Origin of the sequence: Streptomyces sp. NBC_01003 (assembly GCF_045162695.1) — a bacterium.
Lineage (GTDB): Bacteria > Actinomycetota > Actinomycetes > Streptomycetales > Streptomycetaceae > Streptomyces.
Genome location: NZ_CP108707.1, coordinates 4156002 through 4170826, shown reverse-complemented (window position 1 = coordinate 4170826; position 14825 = coordinate 4156002). Strand labels below are relative to the sequence as shown.

Genomic DNA, 14825 nt, shown 5'->3' with positions numbered 1-14825 from the left:
CGCCTCGCTCAGTGTCCGGCCGAATCCGGGTCCCGGTCCGGTTCCGGGGCGCGGTAGTGGTGGTACGCGTGGTGCGCGGCGAAGCCGAGCCGCCCGTACAGCGCCCGGGCCCCCTCATTGTCCGCCTCCACCTGGAGCCAGGCCGCCGACGCACCCTCCTCCAGCGCCCGGCGCGCGAGCGCCGTCATCACGGCCGACGCCAGGCCCTCGCGCCGCCGCGACGGAGCCACCTCGACCGCCGCGAAACCGGCCCACCGCCCGTCCACGACGCACCGCCCGATCGCGTCGGGCTCCCCGCCCTCGCCCGGCACGGTCGCGAACCACACCGAAGGCCCGGTGGTCAGCACTTTCAGGGCCACCTCGCTCGCGCCCTTGCGCTGGTACCGGCCGAGCCACGCCTCGCCCGGCTCCCGCGTCAGCTCGACCGCGTCGCCGGTGTCCACGCCGTCCGCGACCGGCGCGAGCCCCGCGATCCACATCTCCGCGGTGACCTCACGCACCCATCCCCGCGCCTCCAGCTCCGCGCACAGCAGCTCCTGCGTGCCCTCGGCGCCGGTCGCGGTCTGGATGTACGCGGGCAGCCCGCGCCGCTCGTACCAGGCACGGACGCGCGTGAGCGCCTCGTCGAGGGGGAGCCCCGGATCGCCGAGCGGCAGCACCGAGTTGGCCCGCCGCGTGAAGCCCACCCGTCGCCCGACCGCCGCCCCCCAGGGACGCGCTTCGCTCGGCCCATCCCCCACCGCGGCCCGCAGCTCCCAGCCGCCGAGCCGCTCGCTCTCCACCGGCTGCCACGCGCGCGCGGCAGCCCGCGCCAGCTCCTCGTACGACGCGGCGGGGCCGCGGCGCCGTGCGGGCGCGGCCGGCACGACCTTGCCCGCGACCAGCGACAATTCCGGAATGCGGACCTGCTCTCCGTCCCGTTTTGTGATGAGCAGCACACCATCGTTCCACGATGTGAGAACTCCGACCGTGTCGGTGAACTTCGCACCCGGCGAGCCGACCTCGGTCAGTCGTCGCACAGAGACACGTTTTCCCACGTCAGAGGCCGTCAAGCGAAGCTCGAGCCGTCCGCCCGCAGTGAATTCCACAGCTCGGTCCACCCCTCCTGTTCGGATCATGCCCAGGAACGGAGATACTAGGTGCGGGCATCGACGACGCCGCGCTCCCGCGCGCCACGCGGACGAGCCGCAGATCGGCCCGCCGCGCCCTACCGAGGAGGAACGACAGCGTGACCTACGTCATCGCGCAGCCTTGTGTCGACGTGAAGGACAAGGCGTGCATCGAGGAGTGCCCGGTCGACTGCATCTACGAGGGCTCCCGGTCCTTGTACATCCACCCGGACGAATGCGTCGACTGTGGAGCCTGTGAGCCGGTCTGCCCGGTCGAGGCGATCTTCTACGAGGACGACACTCCTGAAGAGTGGAAGGACTACTACAAGGCGAACGTCGAGTTCTTCGACGAGCTCGGTTCGCCCGGCGGCGCCAGCAAGCTCGGCCTGATCGAGCGCGACCACGCCTTCATCGCCGCGCTTCCGCCGCAGAACCAGTAAGCGGCCGCATATCGCACCGCCCCGGTCCCGTACGGCACGCCCGCCGTACGGGACCGAGGCGTTTACCCAAGTACGCATGCACGTACGAGAGACACGTACGAAAGAAGTGAGTCAGGTGTCCGCAGTCTCCGACCGCCTTCCCACGTTCCCCTGGGACAAGCTCGAGCCGTACAAGAAGACGGCCGCCGCCCATGAGGGCGGGATCGTCGACCTCTCCGTCGGCACGCCGGTCGACCCGGTGCCCGAGCTGATCCAGAAAGCGCTGATCGCGGCCGCGGACTCGCCCGGCTATCCCACGGTGTGGGGCACGCCCGAGCTGCGGGACGCGCTCGTGGGCTGGAGCGAGCGGCGCCTCGGCGCGCGCGGGTTCACCCACCGCAACGTCCTGCCGATCGTCGGCTCCAAGGAGCTCGTGGCCTGGCTCCCGACGCAGCTGGGACTCGGCCCCGGGGACAAGGTCGCCTACCCGCGCCTGGCCTACCCGACGTACGAGGTCGGCGCCCGCCTGGCCCGCGCGGACCACGTCTCGTACGACGACCCGACAGAGCTCGACCCGACGGGGATCAAGCTCCTGTGGCTCAACTCGCCCTCGAACCCGACCGGCCGCGTCCTGTCCAAGGACGAGCTGACCCGGATCGTCGCCTGGGCGCGCGAGCACGGCATCCTCGTCTTCTCCGACGAGTGCTACATCGAGCTCGGCTGGGAGGCGGACCCGGTCTCGGTCCTGCACCCGGACGTCTGCGGCGGCTCGTACGAGGGGATCGTGTCGGTCCACTCGCTCTCGAAGCGGTCGAACCTCGCGGGCTACCGGGCCGCCTTCCTGGCCGGTGACGCCGCCGTCCTCGGCGACCTGCTCGAGATCCGCAAGCACGGCGGCATGATGACGTCCGCCCCGACGCAGGCGGCCGTCGTCGCGGCCCTCGGCGACGACGAGCACGTGCGGGAGCAGCGCGGGCGCTACGCCGCCCGCCGCACGGCCCTGCGCGAGGCCCTGGTCAAGCACGGCTTCCGCATCGAGCACAGCGAGGCGAGCCTCTACCTGTGGGCGACGCGCGACGAGTCCTGCTGGGACACCGTGGCGCACCTGGCGGAGCTGGGGATCCTGGTCGCGCCCGGCGACTTCTACGGGCCCGCGGGCGACCGCTTCGTCCGCGTGGCGCTGACGGCGAGCGACGAGCGCGTGGCCGCGGCGGTCGAGCGCCTGAGCCAGGGCGCCTGAGCCAGAGCTCACGGCACAGCGGAGGGGGCGGGGAGCCTGTCGTCACAGGCTCCCCGCCCCCTTTCACTGTGTGCCGGATGCTCAGCCGAGCGGCAGGCCCTGCGTCGGCAGCTCGCCCGTCGCGGGGAGCGCGCCGGTGGGCAGGCCGCTGCCGAGCGCGTCGGTCGGGAGGCCGCCGTGGGTGGCCGTGCCCGTGGTCTGGCCGACCACGTCACCGGCGCTGCCCGCGACGTCACCGGCCGCCTTCTGGGCGGCGGGGGTGGCCGTCTTGGCGCTCCGGCCCACGGCCTTGCCGACGGTCGGCACGGCCTTCTTCACGGCCTTGCTGCCTGTGTCGCCCGCGAGGCCGCTGACGTTCCGGGCGGCGCCGTCGACGGTGTTGCCGACGTTCGCGCCGTCGAGCGCGGTGAGGCTGCCCACGTTCGGGGTGGCCGGGAGGTCTACGGCGCTCGCGGATCCGGCCGCTCCGACCACGGGAGCCGCTCCCGCTGCGATCAGCAGCGCGGCACGGGCGATCCGGCGGGTCAGGGGGAGGGACATTGATGCTCCTTAGACGGGAGAGAACGGTGGTGTCCGGCGTCGGGTGCCCGGCGCTCGGACGCAGTGACTACCGCTCGAAGGTCGCGAAGGTTTCGCCCGCGCAACGTAAAGAGTTGGCAATGTGTCGCATTATCATCTGCGGCGAAAAACGGGCAAACGCCACGCGCTCGGCGAGGTCGTAAAACTCCTACGCCCCTGTGCCCGCAAGGGATTTCCGCATATGCCCACGGGTCCTGCGAAGAACCGCGAGGGGCGTCGTCCTCAGCTGACGTACATCGCCCGATCGAGCTATCAACCGCACTACTGCGCGATGACGATCCGGACCTCTCCGAGGCCCTTCTCGGCCCCCGCCGCGGCCTGCGCCGCCGCCCCGCTCCACTTGCCGCCGGCGTCGCCCGCGATCCAGTCGCGGCCCGCGTAGGACACCCGCTCGATGCGCAGCGCCGAGGAGTTGGCCACCGCCCAGTGCGCCAGCTCCCAGCCGCGCTGCCGCTCCCCGCCCTCGGCCGAGTCCACCGTGGCGGGCACCGGGACGGTCACGTCGTGCCCGTCCCCACCGGCCGCCGGCGACACCTCGCGCCCGAAGTCACGCACCATGGCCGCCCGTACCTTCGCCGGATCGCCCGGCTTCCTGACCTCCGTGCCGCTCGGCCGCCCCTCGCAGGTCAGCGAGGCACCCGCCCGGCCCGTCAGCGCCGCGGCGAGCAGCGTGGCGTCCGGCTCGTGCTTCGCGTACGCCTGCGGATAGCCGCTGCGCTGTACGCGCTGCGCGGCGACCGTCAGCGGCAGCCGCGAATAGCCCGGGATCTTGTCCAGGTGCTCGTAGAACCGCCCCGCCGCGTACACCGGGTCCATGATCTGCGCCTGCGTGCCCCAGCCCTCCGACGGGCGCTGCTGGAACAGGCCCAGCGAATCGCGGTCGCCGTGGTGGATGTTCCGCAGGCCCGACTCCTGGAGCGCGGTCGCGAGCGCGATCGTGACGGCGCGCTCGGGCATGCCGCGCGAGGTGCCGACGGCCGAGATCGTCGCCGCGTTCACCGCCTGCTCGGAGGTGAACTCGTAGGACGCGCCGTCGTCGTTCCCCGAGACGACCGTGCAGCGCGGGGCCGGTCTGCCACCCGAGACGTACTGGACGATCAGATACGCGGCGACAGCGAGCAGCACCACGACGGCCGCCCCGATACGGAGGAGGCGGCCGCGCCGGACGAGGGTGGGGGGCTCAGGCACGCGTCAAAGGTACTGGAGGCCACCGACAGGGCCCGCGGCCGCCGGGCATTAGGGTCGACGCCATGGACCTCACCGCCCTTGACCTCACGCGGGACGCCGCGCTGCTCACCGCCCAGCTGGTCGACTTCGCGTCGCCGAGCGGGCAGGAGAAGCCCCTCGCCGACGCCATCGAGACGGCCCTGCGCGCCCTGCCGCACCTCACGGTCGACCGGTACGGCAACAACATCGTCGCGCGGACGAACCTGGGGCGCGGCGAGCGGGTCATCCTCGCCGGGCACATCGACACGGTCCCGATCGCGGACAACGTCCCCTCGCGCCTCGACGAGGACGGCATCCTGTGGGGCTGCGGCACCAGCGACATGAAGTCCGGGGTCGCGGTCCAGCTGCGCATCGCGCAGACCGTCACCGAGCCCAACCGCGACCTCACGTTCGTGTTCTACGACAACGAAGAGGTCGCCGCCCACCTCAACGGTCTGGGACATGTGGCCGAGGCCCACCCCGACTGGCTGGAGGGTGACTTCGCGATCCTCCTGGAGGGCACCGACGGCGAGGTCGAGGGCGGCTGCCAGGGCACCCTGCGCGTCATCCTGACGACCAAGGGGGAGCGGGCGCACTCCGCGCGCGCGTGGATGGGCTCCAACGCCGTCCACAAGGCCGCCCCCATCCTGGAACGCCTCGCCGCGTACGAGCCCCGCAAGCCCGTCGTCGACGGCCTCCAGTTCCACGAGGGCCTCAACGCCGTGCGCATCGAGGGCGGCGTCGCCACGAACGTCATCCCCGACGCCTGCTCCGTCACCGTCAACTTCCGCTACGCGCCCGACCGCAGCGCCGAGGAGGCCGAGGCCTTCGTCCGGGACTTCTTCGCCGGCTGCGACATCGACGACTACGTGGTCGACGACCACACCGGCGGAGCGCGCCCCGGCCTCGACCACCCGGCCGCCGCCGCGTTCATGGCGGCCGTCGGCGGCAAGGCCCGCCCCAAGTTCGGCTGGACGGACGTCTCCCGGTTCAGCGCGCTCGGCGTCCCCGCCGTGAACTACGGCCCCGGCGACCCGATCTTCGCCCACAAGAGGGACGAGCGCGTGGACACCCGCAAGGTCCTCGCCGCCGAGGAGCGGCTGCGCTCCTGGCTCACGGCCTGACACTCCGAGGTCCCCCGCACGTAACCCGCGTAGACCTACCCTTGCTGCACGTACGCAGTGGAGGGAGCAGCGAATGAGCAACCCCGAGGGCAGGAAGCGCCCCAAGGAGCAGCGGCTCGGCCCGGTGATCCGTCGCCACGACCAGGTCCAGTCGAGCACCACCGATCAGCGCCTCCTCGACTCCGACGGTCCCTCCGAGTGGGTGCACACCGATCCCTGGCGGGTCCTGCGCATCCAGTCGGAGTTCATCGAAGGCTTCGGCACGCTCGCCGAACTCCCGCCCGCCATCAGCGTGTTCGGCTCGGCCCGCACGCAGCAGGACTCGCCGGAGTACGCGGCCGGAGTCGCCATCGGCAGGGCGCTCGTCGACGCCGGGTTCGCGGTCATCACGGGCGGCGGGCCCGGCGCGATGCAGGCCGCGAACCAGGGTGCCGTCGAGGCCAAGGGCATCTCCGTGGGCCTCGGCATCGAGCTGCCCTTCGAACAGGGCCTCAACCAGTACGTCGACCTCGGCCTGAACTTCCGCTACTTCTTCGTCCGCAAGACCATGTTCGTGAAGTACGCGCAGGGCTTCGTGGTCCTGCCGGGCGGCCTCGGCACCCTGGACGAGCTGTTCGAGGCGCTCACCCTCGTCCAGACCACGAAGGTCACGCGCTTCCCGATCGTCCTGTTCGGGACGCAGTACTGGAGCGGCCTCGTCGACTGGCTGAAGAACACCGTCATCGCTCAGGGCAAGGCCTCCGAGGCCGACCTGCTGCTGTTCCACGTCACGGACGACGTGGACGAGGCGATCGCCCTCGTGACCAAGGAAGTCAGCAAGTAGGCGCCTGAGAGCGGGCGCCTAGGCGAGCCCTCGGCGGGCGACCGCCGGGGGCCGGTGGCCGGCGATGGTGGCGACCATGTCGAGCACCTGCCTGGTCTCGGCCACCTCGTGGACCCGGTACACCTGCGCGCCCAGCCACGCCGACACCGCCGTCGTGGCCAGCGTCCCGATCACCCGCTCCTTGACCGGCCTGTCGAGCGTCTCGCCGACGAAGTCCTTGTTCGACAGGGACACCAGGACCGGCCAGCCCGTCGCCACCATCTCGCCCAGCCTGCGCGTCGCCTCCAGGCTGTGCCGGGTGTTCTTGCCGAAGTCGTGCCCCGGGTCGATGAGCACCGACTCGCGCGGCACCCCCAGCGCCACGGCCCTCTCGGCGAGGCCCACCGTCACGTCGAGGATGTCCGCCATGACGTCGTCGTACGTCACCCGGTGCGGCCGCGTTCGCGGTTCGGCGCCGCCCGCGTGCGTGCAGACCAGGCCCTTCCCGTAACGCGCCGCGACCTCCGCCAGCTTGGGGTCGACGCCGCCCCACGCGTCGTTCAGGACGTCGGCGCCGGCCTCGCAGACCGCCTCGCCCACGTCGTGCCGCCAGGTGTCGACGCTGATGACGACGTCCGGGAAGCGGCGGCGCACCTCGGCCACGAAGCCGACCGTGCGGCGGGCCTCCTCCTGCGCGCTCACCTCGTCGCCGGGGCCCGCCTTGACCCCGCCGATGTCGATGATCGCGGCGCCCTCCGCCACGGCCTGTTCGACCCGGGTGAGAGCGGGCTCGTCGTGGAACGTCGAACCCTGGTCGTAGAACGAGTCTGGGGTCCGGTTCACGATCGCCATGATCACCGGCTCGTGTGCGCCGAACTCGCGCGGGCCAAGCCTGAGCATCCCCTGTGACTCTCCTTGTGGCTGCTGTGAAACCTGTCGACCGGTCGCCTGCGACCCTAACTGTCACACCCTCATGGCACGATCGGACCCTGACAGTTTCCGGACCGGGATCGGGACCGGATCCGGGCTTCGAGCCAGGGGACAGCGAAGATGGTCATGTTCTTGTTTCTGGTCGTCGCGCTCGTCGTGGTCGTCGGCGCGGTGACGCTCGCCGTGCTCGGCGGCGGCGAGAGCGGGGCGCTCCCGGAGGCGCCGCCCGAGCAGTTCACCGATCCGCTGCCCCATGACCGGCCCGTCGGCCGCGCCGACGTGGAGGCCCTGCGCCTGCCCGTCGCGCTGCGCGGCTACCGCATGGCGGAGGTGGACGACGCCCTCGGGCGGCTCGGCGCCGAGCTCGCCGAGCGGGACCAGCGGATCTCCGACCTCGAGACCGCCCTGTCGGGCGCGCGGGCCCAGATGAGACCCCAGGGACCCCGTTTCGGCCGGCACCCCGGAGAGGGCCACCAGTGAGCGACGAGAGCGCCGGCGGCGCCGTACCGGGCCCGGACGGGGCGCTGCGCTGCCCGTGGGGCCTGTCCACCGAGGACTACGTGAAGTATCACGACGAGGAGTGGGGCCGCCCCGTCCACGGCGACGACGCGCTGTTCGAGCGGGTCTCCCTGGAGGCGTTCCAGTCCGGCCTGTCCTGGATCACGATCCTGCGCCGCCGCGAGGGTTTCCGCGCCGCGTTCGCCGGGTTCAAGATCTCCGACGTGGCCGCGTTCACGGACACCGACCGCGAGCGGCTCCTCGCCGACGACGGCATCATCCGCAACCGCGCCAAGATCGACGCGACGCTGGCCAACGCGCGCGTGCTCGCAGACTGGCCCGAGGGCGAGCTCGACACCCTCATCTGGTCGCACGCCCCGGACCCGACCGCCCGCCCGGCGCGCCCGGCGCCGCGCGTCATCGGAGACGTACCCGCGATCACGGACGAGTCGACGGCCCTGTCCAAGGCGCTCAAGAAGCGCGGCCTGCGCTTCGTCGGCCCGACGACGGCGTACGCCCTCATGCAGGCCTGCGGCCTGGTCAACGACCACCTGGTGGACTGCATGGCCCGCAAGCGCTGAGGGCGGACCTCACCCACGCCACGGGCCACGCACGCGTCCTACCGGCCCAGGTACTTGGGCTTCTCCTTGGCGATGAACGCCTGGACCGCGATGGCGTGGTCCTCCGACGCGCCCGCCCTCGACTGGAGTTCGTCCTCCTTGTCGAGGGACTCGTCCAGGGTGTGACCCGCCGCGAAGGCGAGGGACTCCTTCAGTGCCGCGTACGCCAGCGTCGGACCCTCGGCCAGGGAACGCGCCAGCTTCCGCGCCTCCTCGGCCAGTTCGGCCGCGGGCACGACCCGGTTCGCGATCCCGAGCTCGTACGCCTCCTGCGCCTTCACCGAGCGCGGGAACAGCAGCAGATCGGCGGCGCGCCCGGGGCCCACGACGCGCGGCAGCGTCCAGGAGACCCCCGAGTCCGCGGTCAGGGCGACGCCCGCGAAGGACGTGTTGAAGGCAGCCGTGTCCGAGACGATCCGGTAATCGGCGGCGAGCGCGAAGCCGAAACCGGCCCCCGCGGCCACGCCGTTGACCGCGGCCACGACGGGCTTCGGCATCTGTGTCAGGGCCCGCAGGATCGGGTTGTAGTGCTCGCGCACGGTGTTCATGGTGCGGCCCGTGCCCGCCTCGCGGTCGGCCATCAGGGAGCCCACGTGCTCCTTCAGGTCCTGGCCCACACAGAACGCCCGGTCGCCCGCGGCGGTGAGCAGCACGGCCCGTACCGCACCGTCCGCCGCGGCCGCCTGTGCCGCGTCCCGGAAGGCGACCTTGGACTCGGTGTTCATCGCGTTCATCGCCTCGGGGCGGTTGAGCGTGATGGTCGCGAGCCCGTCGCTCACCTCGTAGAGAACGCTGTCGGCCATGGAACCCTCCAACTGGTGCGGCTCGGTCGTCGTCAGTGCTCAGCATGGCGGAGATCACGGTCTGCGGCGGAGCCCGCGCATGTGACCTGCGTCAAAGAAAAATGTCTCGGCGCAGTCGTGAAGGAGGCGCAGTATCGCAGTCACAGCGCCGAATTGAGTGGTTTTGCTCAAGCGCGTTGTGCAAGCGATGCAGACCGAAGTTGGTCATCGGGTCCCGCGATGCGGGATAATGGCCAAGAAGCAATGTGTTCGATGCCGGTGACACCTGGGTTGTCGGCTGCGATGAGCTGGTTTCAGGAAGGGGAACGAGCATGGCGGCCATGAAGCCGCGGACGGGCGACGGCCCGCTCGAGGTGACCAAGGAGGGGCGGGGCATCGTCATGCGCGTTCCGCTCGAAGGCGGCGGTCGGCTTGTCGTCGAGCTGACTCCGGACGAGGCCGATGCACTCGGCGATGCCCTCAAGAAGGTCGTCGGCTAACGCGGAAGCGACCATACCTGTCGACTGCCCCGGTACCGCAAGCGGTGCCGGGGCAGTCGTGTATCCGCAGGTCAGAGCATGTATGGAAGATCATTTGCGAGGCTGAGGACGCGGCGTCAGCGCTTGACGGCGCAGAGCAGCCCGTCGCCGACCGGGAGCAGTGAAGGCACCAGATCCTGTGCCTCACGCACCGCCCGCAGCAGCTCCCGCATCCGCAGGACCTCCACCGGCTGGGGACCGGAATCGACCGTCCGGCCGTCGGCGAAGATGCCCTCGAAACAGACGAGCCCGCCGGGACGCAACAGGCGCAACGATTCAGCGAGGTAGTCGAGGCACTCGGTGCGGTCGCCGTCGCAGAAGACGAGGTCGTAGCCGCTGTCAGCGAGCCGCGGCAGCACGTCGAGGGCCCGCCCGGGAATGAAACGCGCCCGATTGCTCGCGAATCCGGCGGCGCGGAACGCCTCCCGGGCGAACTGCTGCCGCTCCGGCTCCGGATCCACCGTGGTCAGGACGCCGTCGGGCCGCATGCCGTGCAGCAGATGGATTCCGGACACCCCGGTCCCCGTGCCGATCTCGGCCACCGCCTTGGCGCCCACGGTGGCAGCGAGCATCCGCAGCGCGGCGCCCGCGCCGGGGGACACCGGGCGGGTGCCGGCCTCACGGGCCCGGTCCCGGGCCCAGCGCAGCGCGTCGTCCTCGGCGACAAAGGCGTCGGCGAACGCCCAGCTCGTCTGCCGGTTGCCGGTAATGGCCCTCTCCTGTCCCCGTGGTTGCCTGCGCGTGACTGTATCCGTTGGTGGCGGGAACTCGCAGATGGGACCGGGCGTTTAAGAGGACAGGAGAGAACGGCGTGGGAAAGAGCGCGGGGGTGGCCGGTGGACCGACAGACCAAACAGCGCAGGCGAAGCGCCCGGCGTCCTCAGGCAAATCTCAGTAAAAACGCTTATCCGGAGCTAACGGGCGAGGTGGCTATGGTAGGGGCTCCACTGGACACCACCAGAGCTGACAGGGGAGGTGCGGCTGCGCCTGTGGATCGGGGAGGAGTGCTGAGGCGCTTTCTCAGGTCGGCGGGTGAGCCGAAATCCGTGACCAACACTGCTGACCGTTCCAACGCCGCCCGTCCCGCGCAGACCGCGACCTTCGCCGCTGATGCGGAATCGCAGGCGTGGACTCCCCCGACCTGGGAGGAGATCGTCAGCACGCACAGCGGCCGGGTCTACCGCCTCGCCTACCGTCTGACGGGTAACCAGCACGACGCCGAGGACCTCACACAAGAAGTCTTCGTCCGCGTCTTCCGCTCGCTGTCGACGTACACGCCCGGCACCTTCGAGGGCTGGCTGCACCGCATCACCACGAACCTCTTCCTCGACATGGTGCGCCGCAAGCAGCGCATCCGCTTCGACGCCCTCGGGGACGACGCGGCCGAGCGCCTGCCGAGCCGCGAGCCGTCGCCGCAGCAGGTCTTCCACGACACGCACTTCGACGCGGACGTCCAGCAGGCGCTGGACACCCTCGCGCCCGAATTCCGTGCGGCCGTCGTCCTGTGCGACATCGAGGGCCTCTCGTACGAGGAGATCGCCGCGACCCTGGGCGTCAAGCTCGGCACGGTCCGCAGCCGGATCCACCGAGGCCGCTCGCAGCTGCGCAAGGCCCTGCAGCACCGGTCGCCCGAGGCGCGCGCCGAGCGTCGCTCGCTCGCGGCCACGGGCGTTCCCGCGCTTGGAGGAGGGGGCACGACCGCGTGAGTGGATCACGTCCGGACCCCGCCGAGCGGCAGCTCTCCGAGCAGCATCTCGGAGACCGGCTCGCCGCACTTGTCGATGGCGAGCTGGGCCATGACGCCCGCGAGCGGGGACTCGCCCATCTGGCCACCTGTCCGAAGTGCAAGGCCGAGGCCGACGCACAGCGGCGACTGAAGAGTGTCTTCGCCGAGGCGGCACCGCCGCCCCCCACCGAGAGTTTCCTGGCCCGCCTCCAGGGGCTCCCCGGGGGAGGTGACGACTCACACGGCGGCGGCACCCCGTTCGGCGGGGGAGGACTCGGCGGCAGAGGCTTCGGGAACGGAGTCTTCGGAGTAGACCCCGACCCCTTCGGCTACGCCCCGGCCGGCCGCCACAACGCACTGCTCGCCAGCGCCCCCGCCGCGGAGCGCGGCTTCCGCATCCATGAGGTCGGCCGCGCCGACACCGACCGCGCGGCCTCCCGCGGGCGCCGCTTCGCGTTCGCCGCTGCCGGTGCCGTGTCGCTCGCCGCGATCGCGCTCGGCGGCGTCTCCACCGGCGTTCCCGCCGACACGGGCGGTGACGTCCGGGGCGGCGGTTCGGGCAGCAACGCGACGCCACTGCGCACCCAGAGCGCCGGCGCCGCCACGGCGGCCGAATCACAGCGCCGCCGGAACATGTCGCCGATGCTCGGACAGCGGGCGGGCGGCGCGCTGAACGCACCGGTCGCCGCCACGGAGTCGGGCGCACCCCTGCTGTCCGGAATGGCCACGCAGCCGGGCGCGCAGAGCGCCGTCTACCCGCTCGCGGCCCCGCTCCTCAGCGGGACCACGACGCTGTCCCCCCTGATACGTCCCGCCGCATCCGTCCCCGCATTGCCGCTGTCCGGCGTCGGCACCGCATTCGAAAGCCCCGGGGCGAGCCCGGAGACCGGCCCCGGGTCCAGCCTCGCGGCGGCCCCCGCGGTGTCGCCCTCCGGCACGCCCACGGCCTCCGCCCGCTGACCCTGCCCTCTGCGCGCCGGTCCGCGAACCTGGTTGAATCCATGGTGAGCGGCCGTGCCCGCCGGGCGATCCCGGAGTGCGGCGCCGACAGGCGGTCCGATTGGGGCGATCGCCGTGTGGCCGCCCGCGGGTCGTTGCCGCGGGCCAGGTGTGGGGAGAGCGGCGGAAGATGGACGAGGGGAAGCCCACAAAGGCGAAGTGGTGGAGCCGCCCCCGGCCCAACGGGGGCGCTCCGCGCGATGACGGGGACTTCGAGCTGGCCCAGCCCGCGTCGATGCCTGCGGCGGGCTCGGGGGATGCTGAGGCCGAGTCCCGGTCGGGAGCCGGTACCGCAGGTGTACTCGTCGGGAGCGGTGAAGCTTCGGGTGACGGGGCGTCGGTTGCGGGCACTGGTGCCGGTACTGGCGAGGCTTTCGGTGACCGCGGTGCCGTTGCCGATGTCCCGGCTGCTGAAGATCCCAGGGATCCCGTTCCGGTTGCTGATGCAGTGGTGGCCGAGGGATCTGCTGGGGTGCCCAGTGAACCCGTAACGGTTGATCAGGGTGCCGTGCCGCAGGCGCGGCCGCGTCCTCTGCATGCGCCGGATCCCTACGGCACGCCGCCTTACGGTGAGCCCGGGCCCTGGGCGCCCGCGCCGCCGGTGCAGCACCCGGCCGCCGCCACGCCCGCGCAGGGCACGGCCATGCCGTCCCCTGCCCACGGCACGCCCGTGCCGCCGGAGCACGGCACACTGCCGCCGTACGCCGGCGGACCGATACCCCATGCCGCCCCGTACGCCCCGCATCCTGCCGCAGCCGTTCAGCCCGGCCCGCATCCGGCGGATCACGCGCCGGTACCTGTCGAACAGCAGGCGCACCATGGGGCGCTGCCGCTCGCGGGTGGCCCGGAGGGGCCCGGTGCGGTCCCCGGCGGGCCCGGGATCAACCCGCCCCCGCCCGGAGGGCCCTGGCAGCGGTATGACCCCTGGAAAACGCCCGCGCCCGTGGACGGGCGGCGGCGGGGGACCAAGCGGGGGCGGCGGCTGCTGGTCGTCTGGACCGCCGTGGTCGCGCTCGTCGCGGGCGGGATCGGTGGCCTCGTCGGCACGTATCTGGAGCGCGACGGCTCGTCCGCCGACGTGGAACTGCCGCAGACCGACGCCGAGTCCGTGAAGCGCGACCCCGGCAGCATCGCCGGAATCGCGGCCCGCGCCCTGCCGGGCGTGGTCACGATCCACGTCAGCGGTGCCGATGCCCAGGGCACCGGCACCGGTTTCGTCCTCGACGCCCAGGGCCACATCCTCACCAACAACCACGTCGTCGAACCGGCCGGCAGCAGCGGTGACATATCGGTCACCTTCAGCGGAGGCGAGACCGCCAAGGCCGAGGTGATCGGCCACGACTCCGGCTACGACCTCGCCGTCGTCAAGGTCACCGGCGTGCGCGGGCTCAAGCCCCTCGCCCTCGGCAACTCGGAGAACGTCCAGGTCGGCGACCCCGTCGTGGCCATAGGTGCCCCCTTCGACCTGGCCAACACGGTGACCTCCGGGATCATCAGCGCCAAGGAGCGGCCCATCACGGCCGGCGGCGAGAAGGGCGACGGCAGCGACATCAGCTACGTCGACGCGCTGCAGACCGACGCACCCATAAACCCGGGCAACTCGGGCGGCCCGCTGGTCGATTCGCAGGGTCGCGTCATCGGCATCAACAGCGCCATCCGCTCCGCCGACAGCGGCTCGGACCTGGAGGGCGGCCAGTCCGGCTCGATCGGCCTCGGCTTCGCCATCCCCATCAACCAGGGCAAGCGCGTCGCCGAGGAGCTGATCAACACGGGCCGCGCGACCCACCCTGTGATCGGCGTCACGCTCGACATGGACTACTCGGGTGACGGAGCCCGTGTCGCCACGAAGGGCAACAACGGCGGCTCGCCGGTGAATCCGGGCGGCCCCGGCGCCAAGGCCGGGATCAAGGGCGGCGACGTCGTCACCGCGGTGGACGGGGCGCCTGTCCACTCCGCCCAGGAACTCATCGTCAAGATCCGTTCCCACCGGCCCGAGGACCGCCTGGCCCTGACCGTGGAACGGGACGGCAAGGAGCGCGAGGTGACCCTCGTCCTCGGCTCCGCGGACGGCAGCTGACCGGCGACTGACGGCGCTCGGCAGGCGCTTCGCCTTGGCCCCGCCCCGACCTCCGGCGGGGCCGAGCCGGGGCCAGGTCGGGGCCGAGCCGAGGCCGATCCCGGGCCTCGTCGGGGTCAGGTCGCGTCCCTGCCGGAGCGTCGGCGGCAAGCGCTTGTGCGACGGCTGAGCCCAG

16 protein-coding genes are annotated in these 14825 nt (G+C 72.0%); 10 read left to right on the top strand and 6 right to left on the bottom strand.

All coding sequences use genetic code 11. The features are described from left to right. Nucleotides 1-8: 8 nt before the first annotated feature. Nucleotides 9-1088, bottom strand: a complete 1080-nt coding sequence (locus tag OG698_RS18975) for a GNAT family N-acetyltransferase (RefSeq protein ID WP_406104227.1) — start codon at nt 1086-1088, stop codon at nt 9-11. Between the two features lie 140 nt (nt 1089-1228). Between OG698_RS18975 and fdxA the strand changes: the two genes are divergently transcribed. Together fdxA and OG698_RS18965 are read left to right on the top strand one after the other, a co-directional pair. Further along, the gene (fdxA, locus tag OG698_RS18970) at nt 1229-1549 is read left to right on the top strand and encodes a ferredoxin (RefSeq protein WP_030573070.1); all 321 of its coding nucleotides are present in this window, start codon (nt 1229-1231) and stop codon (nt 1547-1549) included. A 115-nt stretch (nt 1550-1664) separates the two neighbouring features. After that, a complete protein-coding gene (locus OG698_RS18965) occupies nt 1665-2768 on the top strand; it encodes a bifunctional succinyldiaminopimelate transaminase/glutamate-prephenate aminotransferase (protein ID WP_406104226.1) in 1104 nt (367 codons plus the stop codon). 81 nt (nt 2769-2849) lie between these two features. On the opposite strand, the gene OG698_RS18960 is transcribed toward OG698_RS18965, so the two are convergent. Beyond that, nucleotides 2850-3308 (bottom strand): ATP-binding protein, encoded by a 459-nt coding sequence (locus OG698_RS18960; protein ID WP_406104225.1) that lies wholly within the window; start codon nt 3306-3308, stop codon nt 2850-2852. A gap of 300 nt (nt 3309-3608) precedes the next feature. Continuing rightward, nucleotides 3609-4535, bottom strand: a complete 927-nt coding sequence (locus OG698_RS18955; RefSeq protein WP_406104224.1) for a heavy metal transporter — start codon at nt 4533-4535, stop codon at nt 3609-3611. A gap of 62 nt (nt 4536-4597) precedes the next feature. On the opposite strand from OG698_RS18955, the gene dapE reads away from it, so the two are divergent. Further along, nucleotides 4598-5677: a succinyl-diaminopimelate desuccinylase gene (dapE, locus tag OG698_RS18950; RefSeq protein ID WP_406104223.1), complete on the top strand. Its 1080-nt coding sequence runs from the start codon at nt 4598-4600 to the stop codon at nt 5675-5677. Between the two features lie 73 nt (nt 5678-5750). Next, nucleotides 5751-6500, top strand: coding sequence for a TIGR00730 family Rossman fold protein (locus tag OG698_RS18945; RefSeq protein WP_406104222.1), 750 nt, complete (start codon nt 5751-5753; stop codon nt 6498-6500). 18 nt (nt 6501-6518) lie between these two features. Here the strand turns inward: OG698_RS18945 and folP are convergent, their stop codons facing one another. Then, a complete protein-coding gene (gene folP / locus OG698_RS18940) occupies nt 6519-7379 on the bottom strand; it encodes a dihydropteroate synthase (protein ID WP_399969864.1) in 861 nt (286 codons plus the stop codon). 150 nt (nt 7380-7529) lie between these two features. Here folP and OG698_RS18935 point away from each other — a divergent pair, with 150 nt between their 5' ends. Both OG698_RS18935 and OG698_RS18930 read left to right on the top strand, forming a co-directional pair. Continuing rightward, nucleotides 7530-7889: a DivIVA domain-containing protein gene (locus tag OG698_RS18935; RefSeq protein WP_406104221.1), complete on the top strand. Its 360-nt coding sequence runs from the start codon at nt 7530-7532 to the stop codon at nt 7887-7889. Next, entirely contained in the window at nt 7886-8488 is a 603-nt protein-coding gene (locus tag OG698_RS18930) for a DNA-3-methyladenine glycosylase I (RefSeq protein WP_406104219.1), read from the top strand. The genes OG698_RS18935 and OG698_RS18930 overlap by 4 nt, the downstream gene beginning before the upstream one ends. Nucleotides 8489-8526: 38 nt before the next feature. Here OG698_RS18930 and OG698_RS18925 read toward each other — a convergent pair whose 3' ends face one another. Next, nucleotides 8527-9330, bottom strand: coding sequence for an enoyl-CoA hydratase-related protein (locus tag OG698_RS18925; RefSeq protein ID WP_329570598.1), 804 nt, complete (start codon nt 9328-9330; stop codon nt 8527-8529). 311 nt (nt 9331-9641) lie between these two features. On the opposite strand from OG698_RS18925, the gene OG698_RS18920 reads away from it, so the two are divergent. Next, nucleotides 9642-9809, top strand: a complete 168-nt coding sequence (locus OG698_RS18920) for a DUF3117 domain-containing protein (protein ID WP_003966491.1) — start codon at nt 9642-9644, stop codon at nt 9807-9809. A 116-nt stretch (nt 9810-9925) separates the two neighbouring features. Here OG698_RS18920 and OG698_RS18915 read toward each other — a convergent pair whose 3' ends face one another. After that, on the bottom strand, nt 9926-10624 hold the full coding sequence (locus OG698_RS18915) for an O-methyltransferase (protein ID WP_406111144.1): 699 nt from the start codon (nt 10622-10624) through the stop codon (nt 9926-9928). Nucleotides 10625-10780: 156 nt separating this feature from the next. Between OG698_RS18915 and sigE the strand changes: the two genes are divergently transcribed. The 3 genes from sigE (at nt 10781) to OG698_RS18900 (ending at nt 14650) form a co-directional block, all read left to right on the top strand. Then, nucleotides 10781-11554, top strand: a complete 774-nt coding sequence (sigE, locus tag OG698_RS18910; RefSeq protein ID WP_100596629.1) for an RNA polymerase sigma factor SigE — start codon at nt 10781-10783, stop codon at nt 11552-11554. Next, nucleotides 11551-12534, top strand: coding sequence for a zf-HC2 domain-containing protein (locus OG698_RS18905; protein ID WP_406104217.1), 984 nt, complete (start codon nt 11551-11553; stop codon nt 12532-12534). Before sigE ends, OG698_RS18905 begins: the two co-directional genes overlap by 4 nt. 169 nt (nt 12535-12703) lie before the next feature. Then, nucleotides 12704-14650 carry a trypsin-like peptidase domain-containing protein gene (locus OG698_RS18900; RefSeq protein WP_406104215.1) on the top strand — a complete coding sequence of 649 codons (1947 nt, stop codon included), beginning with the start codon at nt 12704-12706 and terminating at the stop codon, nt 14648-14650. Nucleotides 14651-14825: the final 175 nt, after the last annotated feature.

What these genes read in the sequence shown, in the direction of transcription:
- folP (WP_399969864.1), bottom strand. Translation starts at nt 7,379, where the DNA reads ATGCTCAGGCTTGGCCCGCGCGAGTTCGGCGCACACGAGCCGGTGATC.
- OG698_RS18900 (WP_406104215.1), top strand. Translation starts at nt 12,704, where the DNA reads ATGGACGAGGGGAAGCCCACAAAGGCGAAGTGGTGGAGCCGCCCCCGG.
- dapE (WP_406104223.1), top strand. Translation starts at nt 4,598, where the DNA reads ATGGACCTCACCGCCCTTGACCTCACGCGGGACGCCGCGCTGCTCACC.
- OG698_RS18925 (WP_329570598.1), bottom strand. Translation starts at nt 9,330, where the DNA reads ATGGCCGACAGCGTTCTCTACGAGGTGAGCGACGGGCTCGCGACCATC.
- OG698_RS18960 (WP_406104225.1), bottom strand. Translation starts at nt 3,308, where the DNA reads ATGTCCCTCCCCCTGACCCGCCGGATCGCCCGTGCCGCGCTGCTGATC.
- sigE (WP_100596629.1), top strand. Translation starts at nt 10,781, where the DNA reads ATGGTAGGGGCTCCACTGGACACCACCAGAGCTGACAGGGGAGGTGCG.
- OG698_RS18920 (WP_003966491.1), top strand. Translation starts at nt 9,642, where the DNA reads ATGGCGGCCATGAAGCCGCGGACGGGCGACGGCCCGCTCGAGGTGACC.
- OG698_RS18945 (WP_406104222.1), top strand. Translation starts at nt 5,751, where the DNA reads ATGAGCAACCCCGAGGGCAGGAAGCGCCCCAAGGAGCAGCGGCTCGGC.
- OG698_RS18935 (WP_406104221.1), top strand. Translation starts at nt 7,530, where the DNA reads ATGGTCATGTTCTTGTTTCTGGTCGTCGCGCTCGTCGTGGTCGTCGGC.